This is a genomic window from Pseudonocardia sp. ICBG1142, assembly GCF_020496255.1.
GTDB lineage: Bacteria > Actinomycetota > Actinomycetes > Mycobacteriales > Pseudonocardiaceae > Pseudonocardia.
Window position 1 is genome coordinate 1 of sequence record NZ_JAHLJC010000005.1, and the last position, 17,264, is coordinate 17,264.

Below are 17,264 nucleotides of genomic sequence, written 5' to 3' on the forward strand. Positions count from 1 at the left end.
GAGGCGGCGACGGTGCGCTGCTGGCGCATGTACTGCAGCGGTACCGTCGGCGCGCGGTGTCCTGGTAGACACTGCAACGGCCGCCGCGGCCGCCCGTGATCGTTTCGCGGCTCCAGAGTTCGCAGGGCGCATCGCGGTCGTCACCGGAGACTTCTTCGCAGCCCTGCCACGCGGCGGCGACCTGTACATTCTGCGAGACGTCGAGGCTTATTCAGGGACGCTCAACAGACTGCTGCGTTGAGACGCTGGCCTGGGGAAGCGCCTTGCTTCATGATCATCCTGAATAAGCCTCGTCCTGCACGATTGGTCCGACGAGCGCTGCGCCGACTTGCTCGAGGTCTGTCGGCGCGACATGCCGCCGACCGCCACCCTGCTGGTGATTGAGCGCAGCGTTCAGCGCGACGAGAGAGGTGGGAGCGACGGCGACACGATGAACCACCTCATGGACCTCTACATGCTCAGCGTCCTCGGTGGTGGGCGCGAGCGCACGGCGGCCGAGCTCGACGAGCTTCTGGGCTCGGCAGGGTTCCGGGTCGGTCGGCGACACTGCCTCGGCCTCGCCACGGTCATCGAGGCGAGGCCGGCCGAAGCGGCGGCCTGAGCAGGGCATCAGGACGTCCTCGCTTCGGCCTCGGCGGCCCCCGACTCGGCGAGGTATCGGCGGGGGAGGGTGAACGCGACGGCTGCGGCGAGTACGGCGACGGCGATCCCCACGGTGAGTGCGACCGCGAGCGCCTCCGCGTAGGCCTGGGAGGTGCTGGCTGTCGACAGCACAAAGTAGGCGCTTCCGACCGTGGCGAAGCCAAGGCTGGCCGAAAGCTGGCCGACGCTGTAGAAGAGTCCGGAGGCGTCGGAGGCGTGCTCGCGGGTGACCTGGGACACCGACATCTCGGTCAGCGGTCCGACGACCAAACCCATCCCGAGCCCGCCGACGGCGCTCCCAGGCAGGAGCTGCCAGAACGCCGGGTCACCCGCGGTGCCGACCACCGCTACGATGACAAGGGCCATGCCCGCGGACATCACGACCAGCCCGGCCTGGACGACCGTGCGGCCGATGCGGGGGAGCAGCACCGTCGTCCCAAAACCGGCGCCGATCCCGGTGAAGATCGCCCAGGGGATCACAACCACGCCGGCGAGCAGCGCACTGTAGCCGAGGCTGCTCTGCACATACTGCGTGACGACCAGCGAGAAGCCCATAACCGGGACGAAGAACAGGATCTGCACCGCCATCGAGGCCCGGAACACCCCGCGTCGTCGCAGCGCGCCGGGCACCAGTGGCTGTCCACCGCGGCGTTCGGCGAACCGCTGGTGCGCGATAAACGCCATGAACAGGGCAGCCCCGGCTGCGGCTGTAACCAGCCCGGAGACCGCCTGCCCGCTCTCCGCCATCGTCGAGAGTCCATAAATCACCATGAACAGCGACACAGCCGAGAGCAGCAGTCCGGGCAGGTCCAGCTGAACCCGTTCCGGCGGTGTCGCCGGGAGCGTACGCAGCGCCAGGACCAGGATGAGCGCGCCGAGTGGAACGTTGATCATGAAGACACCGCGCCAGCTGGAGCCGAACAGGTCCAGCCCGATGATCAGGCCGCCGAGGACGGGTCCCGCGGACGCGGCGATCCCGAGCAATGCAGAGAAGGCGGCCATCGGCTTCGCTCGCTCCGCCGGCTCATACATGAGCTGGATGGTCGCGAGCACCTGGGGGATCATCAGCGCCGCGAACGCGCCTTGGACGATCCGCGCGCCGACGAGTAGCGAGGTCCCAGTCGCCAGCGCGCACGCCAAGGAAGCGAGCGTGAAGCCGACGCAACCGATGAGGAAGGCGCGTCGCACGCCTAGCCGCCGCCCCAGGCGAGCTCCGGTGATAAGTCCGACCGCGAAGGTAAGGGTGTAGGCGGCGAGCACTGCCTGCGTCTCGGACGCGCCCGCAGCGAGGTCCTCGGTGATCGTTGGCAGCGCCACCGTCACGATTGTGACGCCGAGCAGGTCCAGGAAACCGGCGAGGAGGAGAGCTGAGAGCGCGATCGTTCGCTGCTGCATGCCACGATAATACCTGAATGACTAAGATAAGTGGGCCCCGGCTACCCTGAGGCGTGTCCTCCGAGGAGGCCGTCGAGCTGATCGTGCGGCTGCTGCCGCCGTGGCTCTCCGCCGTCCAAGCAGTTAACGAGGTGATCGCCCGTGAGGCCGGTGTCGGGGCGTCCGACCTGCGGTGCGTGCATGAGCTCGTCGTCGACGGACCGCTGCCGGCGGGGGAGCTCGCCCGCCGGCTCCACCTGACCTCCGGCGCTATCACCCACATGGTCGACCGACTCACGGCGGCTGGCCTGGTCTGTCGGGTCCAGGACCGCCGCGACCGGCGCCGTGTGCTGGTCGAGGCTGACCCGGTGGCCCGCGAGCGGCTGATCAAGCGATACACGATGTTGGACGAGCAGGTCCGTCGCACCCTCGCGCAGTTCACCGCCGCGGAGCGAGCGGTGGTCGCCCGGTTCGTCGAGGCCAGCGTGCGTGATATCCGAGCCTTGCTCGGGTGACCACGGCGGGGACCTACTTCCCTGCGTCGGAGGTGCGGGAGGGCGCGGATCGCGGCAGGGTCCGCTCACCACCGACCGGTCCGGCAGAGCCGCCGGCCGACGCCGCACCGGGGCAGTGGCCTACGGGGCTGGCGGTGGTCCGCTGTCTGGTGGACGGACGGGGCTGGTGCCCGACCACGTGCTGTGCGTGACCGCTCGCCGTAGCTCCTCCTCGCTCTGCTCGACGCGGCCCATCGCGCAGCGGAGCAGCGGCGGGGCCATCAACGAGGTCACGATCGCGACCACCACGATTACGGTGTAGCCGGCGGTGTCGAGCACCCCCAGTCGCAGCCCGACGATGGCGACGATCACCTCGACGACGCCGCGGGCGTTCATGCCGGTGCCGAGAGCGATCCCCTCCCAACGCGACAGGCTCGACAGACGTGCACCGAGGTAGGCGCCGGCGAACTTGCCAATAATCGCCACGGAAAGCACGGCGAGCGCGGCGAGCAAAACGTCGGGACGGGTCAGGGCGGTGAGGTCCATGCGCAGGCCCGCCGTAGCCAGGAAGACGGGGGCGAGCACGGACAGGACCACGATGCGCAGAGGGCCGAGACGACGTTGTACCTCCGGGCCGGTGGTGGACAGCAGGAGCCCGGCGATGAACGCGCCGAGGACGGCCTCCAGGTTCAGGGCGTGGGTGATGGCCGCCGCTGAGAAGACGATGATCAGAGCGAGCGTTATGGTCGGGCCGGGAGCCTCGCTGCGAATGGCGCGTGCCGTGGCCCATTGCACGACCGGGCGCCCAACGACGGCAGCTACCAGCACGAATCCGACCATGGAGACAACGGAAAGGGCGACGGTCCCAGTGGCTACGCCGGTGGTCGCCGCGGCGGCGACGACAGAGAGTAGCAACCAGGCCACCGCGTCATCGACCATGGCTGCGGCCAGAATGAGTTGGCTGAGGTCGCGGTGCAGCAGATTCATGTCGGACAGGGTCTTGGCAACCACCGGGATGGCAGTGACGCACATCGCGACGCCGAGAAAGAGCGGGAACACTGACCCAGCGACCGGGGACGAGCCGGCGCCGGTGGCGGCCAGAGCGTTCGTTAGGCCGAACCCGAGGGCGACGCCGAACACGAGAGGGATGAGCAGCCCGGTGAGACTGACGGTGATCGCCACACGGCGTTGTCTGCTCAGGAATCGCAGATCGAGGTGGGCGCCGGCGAGTGCGACTAGGAGCAGCAGGCCGATCTGACCGACGCCGTCGAGTAGGTGCATCTGCTCGGGTTCGGCGGGCAACAGCCAGTTCGCCAGGTCCGGGGCCAGCCATCCCAGCAGCGACGGACCGAGCAGCACTCCGGTGAGCAGCTCTCCGACGACAGCCGGCAAGCCGACGCGTTCGGCCAGCGCGCCGAGCAGACGACTGATGGCGAGCAAGAGCACAAGACCGAGTAGGAAATGCAGGAGGGTGTCTGCGGACAGGGGCGGTACGGGCGCCGTGTCTGACATGGCCGGCTCCAGAGATGAGGATCGGGCGTCGAATGTCGGGACCGGTCGACCACGCTCTCACCTGTCCACCGATCGAGTTGGCTGACCGTTCGGGTGGGTGCCGCGAAATCTCCGTCGGACGCCGAGCCGGGTCCGGGGGGCGCGGGTGACCGCAGCTTCGCGGGCCTCGCCGGGACGGGGAAGACGGAGCCCGACGCGGGCGGTGCGCGCGGCATCCCGGTCCGGGCTCCGGGTGCCGTCCGGATGTACATGGTGCTCCCGCCTAGAGCCGCGACAATCACGCCACCGTGGCACGAGCTGCCCGTCAGGCAGCCAGCACCGGTGGAACCTGCGCGTGTGTGCGGGGAGCCACGTCCGGTGTGGACCGCGGTCGGCGATGTGGTCGTTCAACCGGGTCGCCCAGCGCGCATTGGCGAAGGGTCTCGGTGGCCGACAACGCGGACCGCGCCCCTCGGGTCGTCGAGGGGTACTCCGTCCGCTGCCGTTGTCCCTGAACGCGTCGGCCCACTGGTTGGCTGCAGCCCGCAGGAGCCGCCGTCATTCGGGGCGGTCGGGGACTGCTAGGGCGTGTCTCCCAAATAGGCGGACCGGGGTGCGCGATGCTTGATCGGTGCCGCGCACCGCTGTCCTGACCGATGCCCAGTGGGCCCGTCTGGCGCCGCTGTTGCCCTCCTCCGAGGGGCGTCGCGGGCGCCCGTTCCGCGATGACCGCCGGGTGCTCGAGGGGATCATCTACCGGTATCGGTGCGGGCTTGCCTGGCGAGACGTCCCGGCCGAGTTCGGGCCGTGGCAGACGTTGTGGAAGCGGCACCGCCGCTACAGCGGAGACGGCACCTGGGACCACATCCTGGCTGCTCTTCTGGTCGAGGCCGACGCCGCCGCGGTGCTCGGGTGGGCGGTCAGCGTGGACTCCACGATCATCCGTGCCCACCAGCATGCCGCGACCCTCAAGCGCGACACAGGGGGCCGGATCGAACTACACGAATCTGCTCGCCGAACCAGCAGATCACGCGCTGGGACGGTCCCGCGGAGGGCTGTCGACGAAGATCCACCAGCTCGTTGACGGGCACGGCCGCCCGCTGGTGGTCCTCCTCGGCCCCGGCCAGGGCGGCGACTCGCCAGTGTTTCCGCACCTGATGGCGCACCTGAGCATCGCCCGACCGGGCCCGGGACGACCCCGGACCCGGCCCGAACGCGTGCGCGCGGACAAGGCCTACTCCTCACGCGCGATCCGCCGGCACCTGCGCGAGCGCCGGATCATCGCTGTCATTCCGGAGCCCTCTGACCAGCAGGGGCACCGCAAACGACGCGGCTCACGCGGCGGCCGACCGCCCGCATTCGATCCGGTCGACTACCGAAACCGCAACGTCGTCGAGCGCGGGTTCTGCCACGTCAAGCAGTGGCGCGGTCTGGCCACCCGTTACGACAAGCTCGCCCTGACCTTCCGCGGCGGCGCCGTCCTGAAAGCGATCCTCACCTGGCTCCGCGCATTGGGAGACACGCCCTAGACCGCTAGGTCGACGATGTGGAGGCGCTCGCATCCGGGGTACCCCGTCGCGAGCTCACAGCAGAAAGAATGCGCGCGTTGGTGCGCGACGGCCGGGGAAGCGTACTGGTGGGTCTCGCGGAGGACGCCAGTCTCGAGGTGAAACGTGAAGTGCACCTGGGCGCCAAGGCCGTGGAGATCTAGCTGGCGAAGGACGTCGCATCGTTCGCGAGTACTGGCGGCAGCGGCCTGGTCGTCATCGGCCTCGCCACGAAATCCCGTCGTGAGTACGACGAAATATCCCGGGTCCACCACGTCGACCCGCGACTGACCGTTAGCGCCATTCGTCGGGTTGTGGATCGGAACACGTTCCCGAGGATTGAGGGTCTTGAGGTAAAGCGAGTTCCGGCAGAGCCGGACGGAGCGGCCGAGCTTATATACATCTTCGTTCCACCTCAGCCTCGCCCTCTTCTCCCATTTCTTGTGGCTGGCACCGTTATCCAAGACAGGGTCGAAGCTATCTGCGCAGGAATTCCGACACGGAGAGACGACGAGACGGCGATGATGTCCGTCCAGGAGTTGCACTCGATTCTGTGGGTAGGGGTAGCGCTATATGAGCAAGACCGCCCGGTACTGCACTTGCGGCGTCGCGTTGCCGGCGCAGCGCAGAATCTCCAGGGAAGCCCTGACCGCAGCCACAGCGGGCTGAGCCCGGGCGCATGTTGGAGAAGTAGCGAGCGATATCGCGATGGTTCAAGCTTCGTTGGTGTCGTCCCGGCCCAGCGGCGCCAGCGCGACCAGGTCGGGATCGTGGCTGTGAAGGTTCTTCTTATGCTCGGCGGCGATAACGGACCGACCGCACTGGGTTCGCCCAGCGCGTCAACGAAGACGGCGTCCTCGATAAATGCCTCCGCCCGCCGGTCGCCGTCACCGGCGTTCCACGCTTCGGTCAGCTTCGCAACTATCTCACCGGCGTCATGCCGACCACTGTGCACTCTCAAGCCAGGTTGAGATCAAGAGGCTTATTCAGGCTCCGTCAGGTAAGTGTGTAGAAGATGAGTCCGATGACTGCCGAGATTGTCGTTTTAAATGTGGCGTAGGGCCGCCGGTAGTCTGTGTGGAGAACTTTCCACGTTTTGATATGGGCGATGACTCGTTCGATGGTGGCGCGTGTGTGGTTGAGGCTCTTGTTGAATGTTTTTTGCCAGTCGAGAAGTTCCCGGCCGGGTGGTTTTTTGAACGGGGTGAGCATGCCGCGCCCGATGTATCCTTTATCGCCGATCGGGGGGTATGTGGCGAGGTGGTCGAGGGCGCCGGATTGGTCGAGGCAATATAGGTCGTGTCGGGAGCCTGGGGTCGGGTCGGAGATCCACGACAGCTGCCCTTCCAGGGTGGCTGCGACCTGGACGACGACGCCGGTGGTGCGATGCTTGCCCGACCACAGACCCGGCACCGCGGCCCATGACCAGCAGGGCAGCAAGGTTCCATCGATGATGTACTGCCGATCGGCACGAAGCTCCTCTGCCGTCGGAACGACACTCCGCAGCGCCTGTGCCAGCAACGGTGTCACCCCCGTGATCGCTCGACTAACCGTCGACTGCGACACCCCATAGGTTTCCGCCAACTCCCACTGCACACGATTCCCGCGCAGATACGCCAACGTGATCACCACCGACCAGAACAACCCCAGAACCGGCGGCCAAGACAAACGTGCCTCCGTCGCGTCCCGCTGATCCTGCTCATACACTATAGCGACAAGATCCTGAATTTCATCACGCCGGAAACCAGTGGTATAGTACATACTGCGGCAGCCCGTTCATCTCGGATTGATTCGGCAAACCAATATTCGCGATGGACGGGCTGTCGCCCAACCCGACACGCCGGGCTAGATCGTTATTTCACGGGGCCTGAATAAGCCTCAATATAGGTCGTGTCGGGAGCCTGGGGTCGGGTCGGAGATCCACGACAGCTGCCCTTCCAGGGTGGCTGCGACCTGGACGACGACGCCGGTGGTGCGATGCTTGCCCGACCACAGACCCGGCACCGCGGCCCATGACCAGCAGGGCAGCAAGGTTCCATCGATGATGTACTGCCGATCGGCACGAAGCTCCTCTGCCGTCGGAACGACACTCCGCAGCGCCTGTGCCAGCAACGGTGTCACCCCCGTGATCGCTCGACTAACCGTCGACTGCGACACCCCATAGGTTTCCGCCAACTCCCACTGCACACGATTCCCGCGCAGATACGCCAACGTGATCACCACCGACCAGAACAACCCCAGAACCGGCGGCCAAGACAAACGTGCCTCCGTCGCGTCCCGCTGATCCTGCTCATACACTATAGCGACAAGATCCTGAATTTCATCACGCCGGAAACCAGTGGTATAGTACATACTGCGGCAGCCCGTTCATCTCGGATTGATTCGGCAAACCAATATTCGCGATGGACGGGCTGTCGCCCAACCCGACACGCCGGGCTAGATCGTTATTTCACGGGGCCTGAATAAGCCTCAATGCTCGCGCGCAGATTCTTGATGCCCGCCGGAGTCGTGAATCAGATTCTAGGTTTGCGAAGAAGAGTGCGCGGTAGTCGCGGTGACCTCATCATGAGAGGTGGGGCCACCGCGACTACTTCGCTTGCGCGGGTCGCCGAGTTAGCTGCGACGAACGCCAGCCAGCAGTGCGGCTAGTCCGATGAGGCTGGCGGCCGCAATGAAGGCTCCGACGGCAGATGGAGTGTGATCATCGCGCAGGTTGGTGAAACCGCTATACACCATGAAGCCGGCGCACGCGAGCAGAAGCAGTAGAGCCCATCGTGGAGGGCGTCGCTCCTGCACTAATATCCCCCGCATTCTCGTGCCAGGTCGAGTCCGACGTTCAACACGCCCCCAGCTACGGCTCCGAACAGAGTGTAACCGGCGACCGCCTGGGTCACCGCAAGCGATGCGCCTGCTACGGCAGTGACTGGGAAGAAGTAGATCGCGCCGGCGACTCCCGCTACTAGTCCGACCCCAGCGCCAACCGCCTTCGCGCACCCGAGAGCGTCCAAGCCACTTGGATCGCTGTAACTGCAGGGGTTCGCCAGCCCGTAGGTGTAGGGATTGGGCTCAGCCTGGGACGGATCAGGCTGAGTGAAGCGAGCGAGGATGGGGTTGTGCTGGCGGTACCCGGTCAGGTATGTGCCGTGGTTGTCGGCGAGCTGCTGAGCGCCGATCCAGCGGAACGGGTTGCCGGCCGCAGCGGTGCCGGTGGAGGTGGTGTCGCCGTAGGGCTTGTAGTCGTACTTGGCGGCGAGGGCGCCGTTGCCGTCGATGAGGGCGAGTGTGGAGCCCTGGTAGTCGGTGACGGCGTAGAGGTTCTGCCCGTTGGGGGCGGTCTGGCCGATGAGGCGGCCGGCGGGGTCGCGGGTGAACTCCGACCGTGCGCCGTTGGTGGTGATGGCCGTGACGCCGATGGCGGTGTTCTCGAGGCGCTGTTCGGTGACGACGCCGCCGGCGTTCTTGGAGATGACCGCGCGCTGGGCCTGGTCGACCGAGTCGTAGGTGAAGTCGATCGTGCCGTTGCCGGCGGTGGTCGAGCTGCGGAGCTGGTTGGTGGGGCTGTAGGTGTTGTTGATCAGCCCGTTGGAGCCGGTGGTGAGGTTGCCGGCACCGTCGTGGGTGTAGGTGGTGTTGTTGCCGGATGCGACCTGTCCGGCGGAGTTGATCCCGAAGTTGCGTCCCTCGGCGGAGGTGAGGTTCGAGGCTCCGTCGAGGGCGTAGGTGAGGTTCCCGGCTGAGCTGTTGCGGGCGGTCAGCTGGTTGAGCGTGTCGTAGGTGTAGGAGAACGCGGTGCCCTCGCGGGTCTCGCGCTGGAGCTGGGTGGTGTCCTGGTTGTTGGCGTTCGTCCAACGGTAGGTGCGGTCGATCCGCTTGGTTCCGCCGCTGGTGGCTGCGACGAGTGCGGTCTGGCGACCGGACTTGTCGTAGGTGGTCGAGACCGTGAAGTTGCCGGGGTAGGTGGTCTTCGTCCGCTGGTCGTTCTTGTCGTACTGGTGGCTGGCCTCCATGCCGGTCTTCGGGCCGCGCTGGAAGGTGAGCCGGTTGGCGGCGTCGTAGTCGTAGAAGGTGTGGCCGCCGTCGTTGAACAGGTCGGTGACGTTGTTGCTGGCGTCGTAGCGGTAGAAGACGCGGTAGATGACGCCGCTGCGGGTGTTGTGCGCCTCGGTGACCTGGTTGCGGGGGCTGTAGGCCAGCTGCAGGCCGGTGTCGCCGAAGTATCGGCCGACCATGTTGCCTTCGGCATCGAAGTTGTTGTACTGCAGGGGCACGTAGGTGCCGTTGTTGTCGCGGCCGATCTCGACGAGGCGGTCCATCGCGTCGTAACGGTAGAAGATCTTGCTGCCGTTGCCGTCGACGATCTGGGTGACGCGGTCGAGGTTGTCGTAGCCGATGACGCGGGGCTGCATCGGCGTCGGCGGGGTCTCGACGGTCATACGGCCGCCACCGCCGTACTGGTAGGTGGTGACCCGGTTCGCGCCATCGGTCTTCTTGGTGGGCTGGCCGGCGGCGTTGTACTCGAACTTCACGACATCGCGGTTCTGCTGAACCGAGCGGACCGAGGTCAGGTCACCGGCGGCGTTGTAGAGCCGGGTCATCTGGTTGCCCTGGGCGTCGGTCATCGACGTCGGGAAGTACGGGTGGGCAGCGTTGGAGTAGCCGACCGAGTTGCTGGCCCCGGTGGGCAGCGTGGCGCTGGTGGGGCGGTTGTTGGCGTCGAAGGCGTAGGTCAGGTTCGACCCGAGCGCGTCGGTGGTCGAGGCGACGTCGCTGTTGGCGGTCCAGGTCTTGGACTGCTCGTTGCCCAGCTGGTCGACGGCCTTGGTCTGGCGGCCCTGGCTGTCGAAGTAGTAGTTCGAGACGCCCCCGCGGGGGTCGGTCTCGGTGGTCCGCCCGGAAGCCGGGTAGGAGTACTGGGTGGTGGCCGGAGTCTGGCCGTTCGGCTCGTTGATCGAGGTGACGCGCCGCTGGGCGTCGTAGCCGATGGTGTAGACGTCGCCGTTGGGGCTGGTGATCGAGGTCAGGTTGCCGTTCGAGTAGCCGAACTTGACCTCGTTGTCGAGCTGGTCCTCGAAGGAGACGAGGTCACCGGCGGCGTCGTAGTTGAACGGTCCGTGCTCGCGGCCAACCGGGTCGGTGTAGGACAGGACCCGGTCCTCGGAGTCGTAGTCCTCGAACTTGGTGACCCGGCCGATCGAGTCGTAGATCGCTGCGACGCGGTCGTTGTTGGCGGCGTCGTAGTTGAGCTTGGTGCTGACGTTGTTCTTGGTCAGCTGCTCCTTCATGACGCCGTTGGGGTGGAACAGCCAGCGATCCTCGGTCTTGTCCCACTTGATGGTCCAGACACCGTCGCTGGCGCGCGTCAGCTTGGAGTTCGCGCCCGAGCTGCCGGTGTAGGAACCGTTGGACTGGCGGGTGTAGGTCACGACGTAGCCGGTGGGGCCGTGCAGCTTCACCGTGGCGCCGCTGTTGATGATCTCGAGGCCGACGTCGAGGCCGGTGGACATCGCCCAGCCGCGGCCGAACGCGCCGGAGCCGGTGGACATGTTGTTGTAGACGTGGGAGACGTCGGAGGCCTGGCCCTCAGCGGCGACCACCGAGTTCGTGTAGCGCACGACGATGTTGCCGTTGGCCAGGTTGGTCAGCAGCTGCAGCTTGTCCGAGATCTGGCGGACCTCGACCGGGGAGAAGTCCCGCAGCCCGATTCCCGCCGCGCCGGCGTTCGGGCCGGGGCCGACCTTCTGCGTCTGCATCTGCGGGGAGATGGCGCCGCCGGGGTCGGTCGACTGCCCGGAGACGACACCTTGCCCCGGGTCGGCAGACACGACAGCCGGCGTCCAGGGCTCCGGCGACGGTGCGCCGCCGACGTTCGGGGTCGTGTCAGCGTCGCCAGGCTCGTAGGTCTCTGGCTTGTGGTCGGCGGTCAGCGCCGACCCGGGCTGGTTGGGATCCGGCGGGGGCGCAGGGGGCTGGGCTGCGGCCAGACCTCCGAACGCTCCCGAGCCGGTGGCAACGACCGTAGCCATTGCCACCAGCATGGTTCGTAACCGAAAACGCGCAGCATTGAGGCTTATTCAGGGCCGCCTGGCGGGCTACCTCGCTGCGGTCCCGACCTGGAGAAACACCGCACTTCATGATCACCCTGAATAAGCCTCTATACCACTGGTTTCCGGCGTGATGAAATTCAGGATCTTGTCGCTATAGTGTATGAGCAGGATCAGCGGGACGCGACGGAGGCACGTTTGTCTTGGCCGCCGGTTCTGGGGTTGTTCTGGTCGGTGGTGATCACGTTGGCGTATCTGCGCGGGAATCGTGTGCAGTGGGAGTTGGCGGAAACCTATGGGGTGTCGCAGTCGACGGTTAGTCGAGCGATCACGGGGGTGACACCGTTGCTGGCACAGGCGCTGCGGAGTGTCGTTCCGACGGCAGAGGAGCTTCGTGCCGATCGGCAGTACATCATCGATGGAACCTTGCTGCCCTGCTGGTCATGGGCCGCGGTGCCGGGTCTGTGGTCGGGCAAGCATCGCACCACCGGCGTCGTCGTCCAGGTCGCAGCCACCCTGGAAGGGCAGCTGTCGTGGATCTCCGACCCGACCCCAGGCTCCCGACACGACCTATATTGCCTCGACCAATCCGGCGCCCTCGACCACCTCGCCACATACCCCCCGATCGGCGATAAAGGATACATCGGGCGCGGCATGCTCACCCCGTTCAAAAAACCACCCGGCCGGGAACTTCTCGACTGGCAAAAAACATTCAACAAGAGCCTCAACCACACACGCGCCACCATCGAACGAGTCATCGCCCATATCAAAACGTGGAAAGTTCTCCACACAGACTACCGGCGGCCCTACGCCACATTTAAAACGACAATCTCGGCAGTCATCGGACTCATCTTCTACACACTTACCTGACGGAGCCTGAATAAGCCTCATTCATCGAGGCTTATTCAGGCCCCGTGAAATAACGATCTAGCCCGGCGTGTCGGGTTGGGCGACAGCCCGTCCATCGCGAATATTGGTTTGCCGAATCAATCCGAGATGAACGGGCTGCCGCAGTATGTACTATACCACTGGTTTCCGGCGTGATGAAATTCAGGATCTTGTCGCTATAGTGTATGAGCAGGATCAGCGGGACGCGACGGAGGCACGTTTGTCTTGGCCGCCGGTTCTGGGGTTGTTCTGGTCGGTGGTGATCACGTTGGCGTATCTGCGCGGGAATCGTGTGCAGTGGGAGTTGGCGGAAACCTATGGGGTGTCGCAGTCGACGGTTAGTCGAGCGATCACGGGGGTGACACCGTTGCTGGCACAGGCGCTGCGGAGTGTCGTTCCGACGGCAGAGGAGCTTCGTGCCGATCGGCAGTACATCATCGATGGAACCTTGCTGCCCTGCTGGTCATGGGCCGCGGTGCCGGGTCTGTGGTCGGGCAAGCATCGCACCACCGGCGTCGTCGTCCAGGTCGCAGCCACCCTGGAAGGGCAGCTGTCGTGGATCTCCGACCCGACCCCAGGCTCCCGACACGACCTATATTGCCTCGACCAATCCGGCGCCCTCGACCACCTCGCCACATACCCCCCGATCGGCGATAAAGGATACATCGGGCGCGGCATGCTCACCCCGTTCAAAAAACCACCCGGCCGGGAACTTCTCGACTGGCAAAAAACATTCAACAAGAGCCTCAACCACACACGCGCCACCATCGAACGAGTCATCGCCCATATCAAAACGTGGAAAGTTCTCCACACAGACTACCGGCGGCCCTACGCCACATTTAAAACGACAATCTCGGCAGTCATCGGACTCATCTTCTACACACTTACCTGACGGAGCCTGAATAAGCCTCATCGCTGCATCACACTCCTGATGGAATCTGCACATGTAAATGCGCAGGGCGAACTCACGGCATCAGGAGGTCGCGTGTCCTGATGTCGCGAGCTGGGGAGATTGCGTCAACCACGATTGACGCTGTCTGCCGGCTGGCGTGCCGGCGACACGCGCGTGCCTACGGGCCAACTGAGCGGGCATGCCGAACTCCTCGCCGGTCCAGAACGGACGGGACGAGCGAGGGAGTGGCGATCGTATTGCCTGCTCAGCGCGTTGGCGGGGAGGGTGGTCGCCGCGCGTGCGTGTGAGGTCGTGCAGGAAGGAGACGGTGCCGGAGAAGTACCTGCTCTCAAGGTGAACGGCGAGGCCGGAGAGGTGAGACGTCAGGCCGAGTAGTGCAGATTAGGCCATCTGGCCTTATCTGCGAGATACCACGAGGCTTATTCAGGGTGATCATGAAGTGCGGTGTTTCTCCAGGTCGGGACCGCAGCGAGGTAGCCCGCCAGGCGGCCCTGAATAAGCCTCCACCTGCCGCCGGGGCAGTCCTAGAGGCTTATTCAGGGACGCTCAACAGACTGCTGCGTTGAGACGCTGGCCTGGGGAAGCGCCTTGCTTCATGATCATCCTGAATAAGCCTCCTAATTCTGCGTCAGTGCGCGCCGCGTCAACAGGACCATGCGAGCGACCGCGCCGACCGTCTCCTCCGCACCTCTCGATTACGCGCTGTATGGGCGAGAAAGATCAAGTCGCAGTTTTCGTCACTAATAGGTCGCAGTTATGATTTCGTATTGAAATCTGAAACGCCCCCGCTGGGCTGTGTGAGTGAAGAACTCATCAGATGGCCTAGCGGGGCAGTCACGTTGCGTCGGATCTGCCGCCGATCGGAACCCGATGGGGTGCCACGGCGCGGCCCGGGCGGGGTAGATCCGCCGGATAGTCCGAACAGTCGTGTGTCGACTGGCGATCAGACCACAAGAGTCGTGACTCCTGGCGGCGCCGCGCCGAGCAAGGGCGGCGGCCGGTCGATCTTCGCGGCTAGCGTCGTGTTCGCCGCGGCGAGCGGCCAGCTAGGGACGGTTGGCGGTGCTTCAGGGATGCGGGGGACCGGCACTCAACGCCGTGATCCTGTGCGTGGATACCGGGCGACGTTGTGCGTTGTTCTGCAAGTGAGTCGCCGTTGCAGTCGGGCTCGAGGTGAGATTGTCGTAAGGTGGCGTAGCGTATCGATAGCTTCGCGCTCTGTTACATTCTGGGTTAACGGAGTTTCGTGTCCTATTCGTCATCTGGACGTGGCAATCTTCATTGAGCTTCACCAAGCGCTGTGGACGTCGCGAACACCGCTTGATCGAGGCGCGGGTGCCCCCCGGGGAGAGGGGCCCTCACATGGAGGAGCGGTGCCGCCGTGGCCAAGATCCAGATCGAGTGTCTCGTCGACGACCTCACCGGCGGTGACGCCCACGAGACCGTCGCGTTCGCGATCGACGGTGTCGGCTACGAGATCGATCTGAGCAGCGAAAACGCTGATCGACTGCGTGCGGACCTGGCTGTCTTCGTCGCGCGCGCTCGCCTCGTCCCGGTCGGCCTGGGCAGCCACGGGGTGGGTGTCGTGAAGCCTCGCCGTCTGGGGAGCACGGCGACGACGGCGGTCCGCCGGGAGAACCGCAGGATCCGTGACTGGGCGCAGGAGAACGGGTGGCCGATCGCAGAAAAGGGGCGCATCCCCGTGCAGGTGGTCGACGCGTATAGGCGGTCACAGCCGGCCTAGGCACGCAGCCTTCCCCGACGAGCTACCCAATTCTGATGAACTCAACCCCGATATAAGAGAGTCTGTCGGTCCACGCGTTCTGGCGGGTGCGGTCGTGTCCGTAAGAGCGCCTTACCGTCGATACCCTAAGCGGCGCAACACTTTCCGGTAGCTCTCGCATCGGAGCGGGTCGATTCAGCACGCTAGTTGGGTAGATCGGAGCCGAGGCACAGCAGCGCGACGGGCCTGGTCCAGCTGGTCGCGGTCTCGCGGCCTGAGTTGCCGGCCGGGAGCACATGACCGCTCGACAAGGTGAACCTAGGTCGGCCAGCTCCTTGCCACGCTTCCGAAGCGTGCTGGGCCTCCTGTCCTTGTATCCCGGTCGGTCGTCGAGGACGGTGTGGGTCGGACAGGTCGAGCTGAGAGGCCATGGATGAGCCGAAGGATGCAGCTCACAGAGAGACAGCTCGATGTCTTCGTTGGGTGGCGGCTGGCTGCCCTGACCAAGACAGCGGCAACGCCCAGAAGGTCTCTGCTCGATCGCTCCAGTCGCGTGGACTGGTCGAGGTCAGCCGCCGCACCGGCTCGTGGCACGCGACCCTGACCGAGGATGGTCAGTACTACCTCGACCACGGTCACCATCGGCCGCAGCCGTCGCGGCGGGAGGCCCGACAGCCCAAGCGGGAGCGTCCTGCCGACATCGAACAACCTCCGATGGCCAAGGAGCCGGCCGGCGATCAGGAGGGTCCGCCGTCTGCGCTCCTTGAGATCTCTGCGACGGACCTACTTGAACGTCTCCGGAGCGAGGGTGGGCGGCTGACGGTCGTCGACCCGTCTCCCGACGAACGCGCTGCCTGGCGTCGGGCTATCGATACCGTGCGGAGGGAAGGGCTGGTGCCAGAGGGCCAGCACCTACGTCACCAAGGCCGGGACTGTGGGCACCTCGTCATCGAAATCCGGGACGGCCCGCATCCGCAGATGGCGGCAGTGAGGTCCAGACCGGAGCGCCTACCGCTGCCGGAGACGGTGAAAAGCTGGCACCCCTTGGCCGACGCTGACTTCGAAGGCATCTCAGACGACCAGCAGCCGCGTGCCCGCCGCCTCCTGCATACCTTGGCCACGGCGGCGGAGAAGGACGGTCTGACTGCTGCCCGCGGCGAGGGACAGGCCATCGTGTTCCAGCTCGAAGACCAGAACATCGGGCTCCGGTTCTACGAGGAACTCGACGTGCGTGACGTCGTCCCCGATGAAGCCGATGGCAAGCGCTACGCCTGGCAGCGAGTCCGCCCCGTGCGCCAGGAGGTGCCGTCCGGCCGGCTGTGCATGCAGTTTGACCACGACTGGCAGTTCTCGGGGCGACGCCGGAACTTCGCTGATCGGAAGCGCTGGCGACTTGAAGATCGGCTGGCGGACGTCCTGGCCGAAGTACGGTTCCGACTGGGCGAGCAAGTAAGCAGGCAGCAGACGGCCGAGCGGGAGAAGCAGGACCGCGAGCGGGCATGGCAGCAGGCGATGGAGAAGGCACGTGCCGACTTCCATGAGTCACGCCGTGTCGCTGCGCTCGAGCGGCAGCTGGCGGACTTGGATAGGTCGACCCGGATCCGGGCGTACTGCGATAAGCTGGAGGTGGCTGAGAACGCCGCGGCAACTGCGGAGTGGATTGCCTGGGCGCGGAGCTACGCGGACCGGCTTGATCCCCGGCGACGTGCTGACCTGATGCCGCCCGATGTCGAGCCTCGTCCCGAGGATCTGAAGCCGTTCTTGGGGCGCTGGAGTCCCTACGGGCCGGCCGCCCGCTGACCGTTGTCATGCTCCCGGCTTGCCCGGATGTCTTCGACGGGAACACCGAGTTCACGTTCGAGCTGGCTCGCTAGTCTGCTGGCCCCGGACTCCCGCAGGCCGGTGATGGCCTGCTCGGCGATGTGGCCGAGCCGACGGACTTCTTCACGGAGCGCCAGCAGCTCGTCGGCGCGCTCGACGGCGTCGGCACCGCACCAGCGCCTGACGAGCTCACGGGCCGGCCGGTCCTCAGCTTCCAGAACGGCGCAGAACTCAGGGTCGTAGTAGGAGGCTTATTCAGGCCCCGTGAAATAACGATCTAGCCCGGCGTGTCGGGTTGGGCGACAGCCCGTCCATCGCGAATATTGGTTT

10 protein-coding genes and 2 pseudogenes are annotated in these 17,264 nt (G+C 65.5%); 7 read left to right on the forward strand and 5 right to left on the reverse strand.

Features of this window, described 5'->3' with window-relative positions:
- A pseudogene (locus tag KPL59_RS35445) lies at nucleotides 1-601 on the forward strand (methyltransferase); the annotation flags it as partial.
- Nucleotides 602-609: 8 nt separating this feature from the next.
- Here the strand turns inward: KPL59_RS35445 and KPL59_RS05425 are convergent.
- Nucleotides 610-2,037: an MFS transporter gene (locus tag KPL59_RS05425; RefSeq protein WP_226360128.1), complete on the reverse strand. Its 1,428-nt coding sequence runs from the start codon at nucleotides 2,035-2,037 to the stop codon at nucleotides 610-612.
- Between the two features lie 53 nt (nucleotides 2,038-2,090).
- Here KPL59_RS05425 and KPL59_RS05430 point away from each other — a divergent pair, with 53 nt between their 5' ends.
- Entirely contained in the window at nucleotides 2,091-2,531 is a 441-nt protein-coding gene (locus KPL59_RS05430; protein WP_226360129.1) for a MarR family winged helix-turn-helix transcriptional regulator, read from the forward strand.
- A gap of 120 nt (nucleotides 2,532-2,651) precedes the next feature.
- Here the strand turns inward: KPL59_RS05430 and KPL59_RS05435 are convergent, their stop codons facing one another.
- A complete protein-coding gene (locus KPL59_RS05435) occupies nucleotides 2,652-4,022 on the reverse strand; it encodes a cation:proton antiporter (RefSeq protein ID WP_226360130.1) in 1,371 nt (456 codons plus the stop codon).
- A gap of 610 nt (nucleotides 4,023-4,632) precedes the next feature.
- Between KPL59_RS05435 and KPL59_RS05440 the strand changes: the two are divergent.
- A pseudogene (locus KPL59_RS05440) lies at nucleotides 4,633-5,530 on the forward strand (IS5 family transposase).
- A gap of 1,014 nt (nucleotides 5,531-6,544) precedes the next feature.
- On the opposite strand, the gene KPL59_RS05445 reads toward KPL59_RS05440, so the two are convergent.
- The 3 genes from KPL59_RS05445 to KPL59_RS05455 form a co-directional block, all read right to left on the reverse strand.
- The gene (locus KPL59_RS05445) at nucleotides 6,545-7,309 is read right to left on the reverse strand and encodes a transposase (RefSeq protein WP_226359944.1); all 765 of its coding nucleotides are present in this window, start codon (nucleotides 7,307-7,309) and stop codon (nucleotides 6,545-6,547) included.
- A gap of 117 nt (nucleotides 7,310-7,426) precedes the next feature.
- Nucleotides 7,427-7,900 (reverse strand): transposase family protein, encoded by a 474-nt coding sequence (locus KPL59_RS05450; protein WP_226360131.1) that lies wholly within the window; start codon nucleotides 7,898-7,900, stop codon nucleotides 7,427-7,429.
- Between the two features lie 443 nt (nucleotides 7,901-8,343).
- On the reverse strand, nucleotides 8,344-11,370 hold the full coding sequence (locus KPL59_RS05455) for an RHS repeat-associated core domain-containing protein (protein WP_226360132.1): 3,027 nt from the start codon (nucleotides 11,368-11,370) through the stop codon (nucleotides 8,344-8,346).
- A 378-nt stretch (nucleotides 11,371-11,748) separates the two neighbouring features.
- Between KPL59_RS05455 and KPL59_RS05460 the strand changes: the two genes are divergently transcribed.
- The 4 genes from KPL59_RS05460 (at nucleotide 11,749) to KPL59_RS05475 (ending at nucleotide 16,913) form a co-directional block, all read left to right on the forward strand.
- Nucleotides 11,749-12,459 carry a transposase gene (locus KPL59_RS05460; RefSeq protein ID WP_226359770.1) on the forward strand — a complete coding sequence of 237 codons (711 nt, stop codon included), beginning with the start codon at nucleotides 11,749-11,751 and terminating at the stop codon, nucleotides 12,457-12,459.
- A gap of 145 nt (nucleotides 12,460-12,604) precedes the next feature.
- Nucleotides 12,605-13,369: a transposase gene (locus KPL59_RS05465; RefSeq protein ID WP_226359944.1), complete on the forward strand. Its 765-nt coding sequence runs from the start codon at nucleotides 12,605-12,607 to the stop codon at nucleotides 13,367-13,369.
- 1,402 nt (nucleotides 13,370-14,771) lie between these two features.
- A complete protein-coding gene (locus KPL59_RS05470; protein WP_226360133.1) occupies nucleotides 14,772-15,134 on the forward strand; it encodes an Lsr2 family protein in 363 nt (120 codons plus the stop codon).
- 408 nt (nucleotides 15,135-15,542) lie between these two features.
- A complete protein-coding gene (locus KPL59_RS05475; protein WP_226360134.1) occupies nucleotides 15,543-16,913 on the forward strand; it encodes a hypothetical protein in 1,371 nt (456 codons plus the stop codon).
- The last annotated feature ends 351 nt before the right edge of the window (nucleotides 16,914-17,264 follow it).

Excerpts from the sequence above, each read along its gene's own strand:
- KPL59_RS05425 (WP_226360128.1), bottom strand. The coding sequence starts at position 2,037 with ATGCAGCAGCGAACGATCGCGCTCTCAGCTCTCCTCCTCGCCGGTTTC.
- KPL59_RS05435 (WP_226360130.1), bottom strand. The coding sequence starts at position 4,022 with ATGTCAGACACGGCGCCCGTACCGCCCCTGTCCGCAGACACCCTCCTG.
- KPL59_RS05445 (WP_226359944.1), bottom strand. The coding sequence starts at position 7,309 with ATGTACTATACCACTGGTTTCCGGCGTGATGAAATTCAGGATCTTGTC.
- KPL59_RS05450 (WP_226360131.1), bottom strand. The coding sequence starts at position 7,900 with ATGTACTATACCACTGGTTTCCGGCGTGATGAAATTCAGGATCTTGTC.
- KPL59_RS05465 (WP_226359944.1), top strand. The coding sequence starts at position 12,605 with ATGTACTATACCACTGGTTTCCGGCGTGATGAAATTCAGGATCTTGTC.
- KPL59_RS05475 (WP_226360134.1), top strand. The coding sequence starts at position 15,543 with ATGGATGAGCCGAAGGATGCAGCTCACAGAGAGACAGCTCGATGTCTT.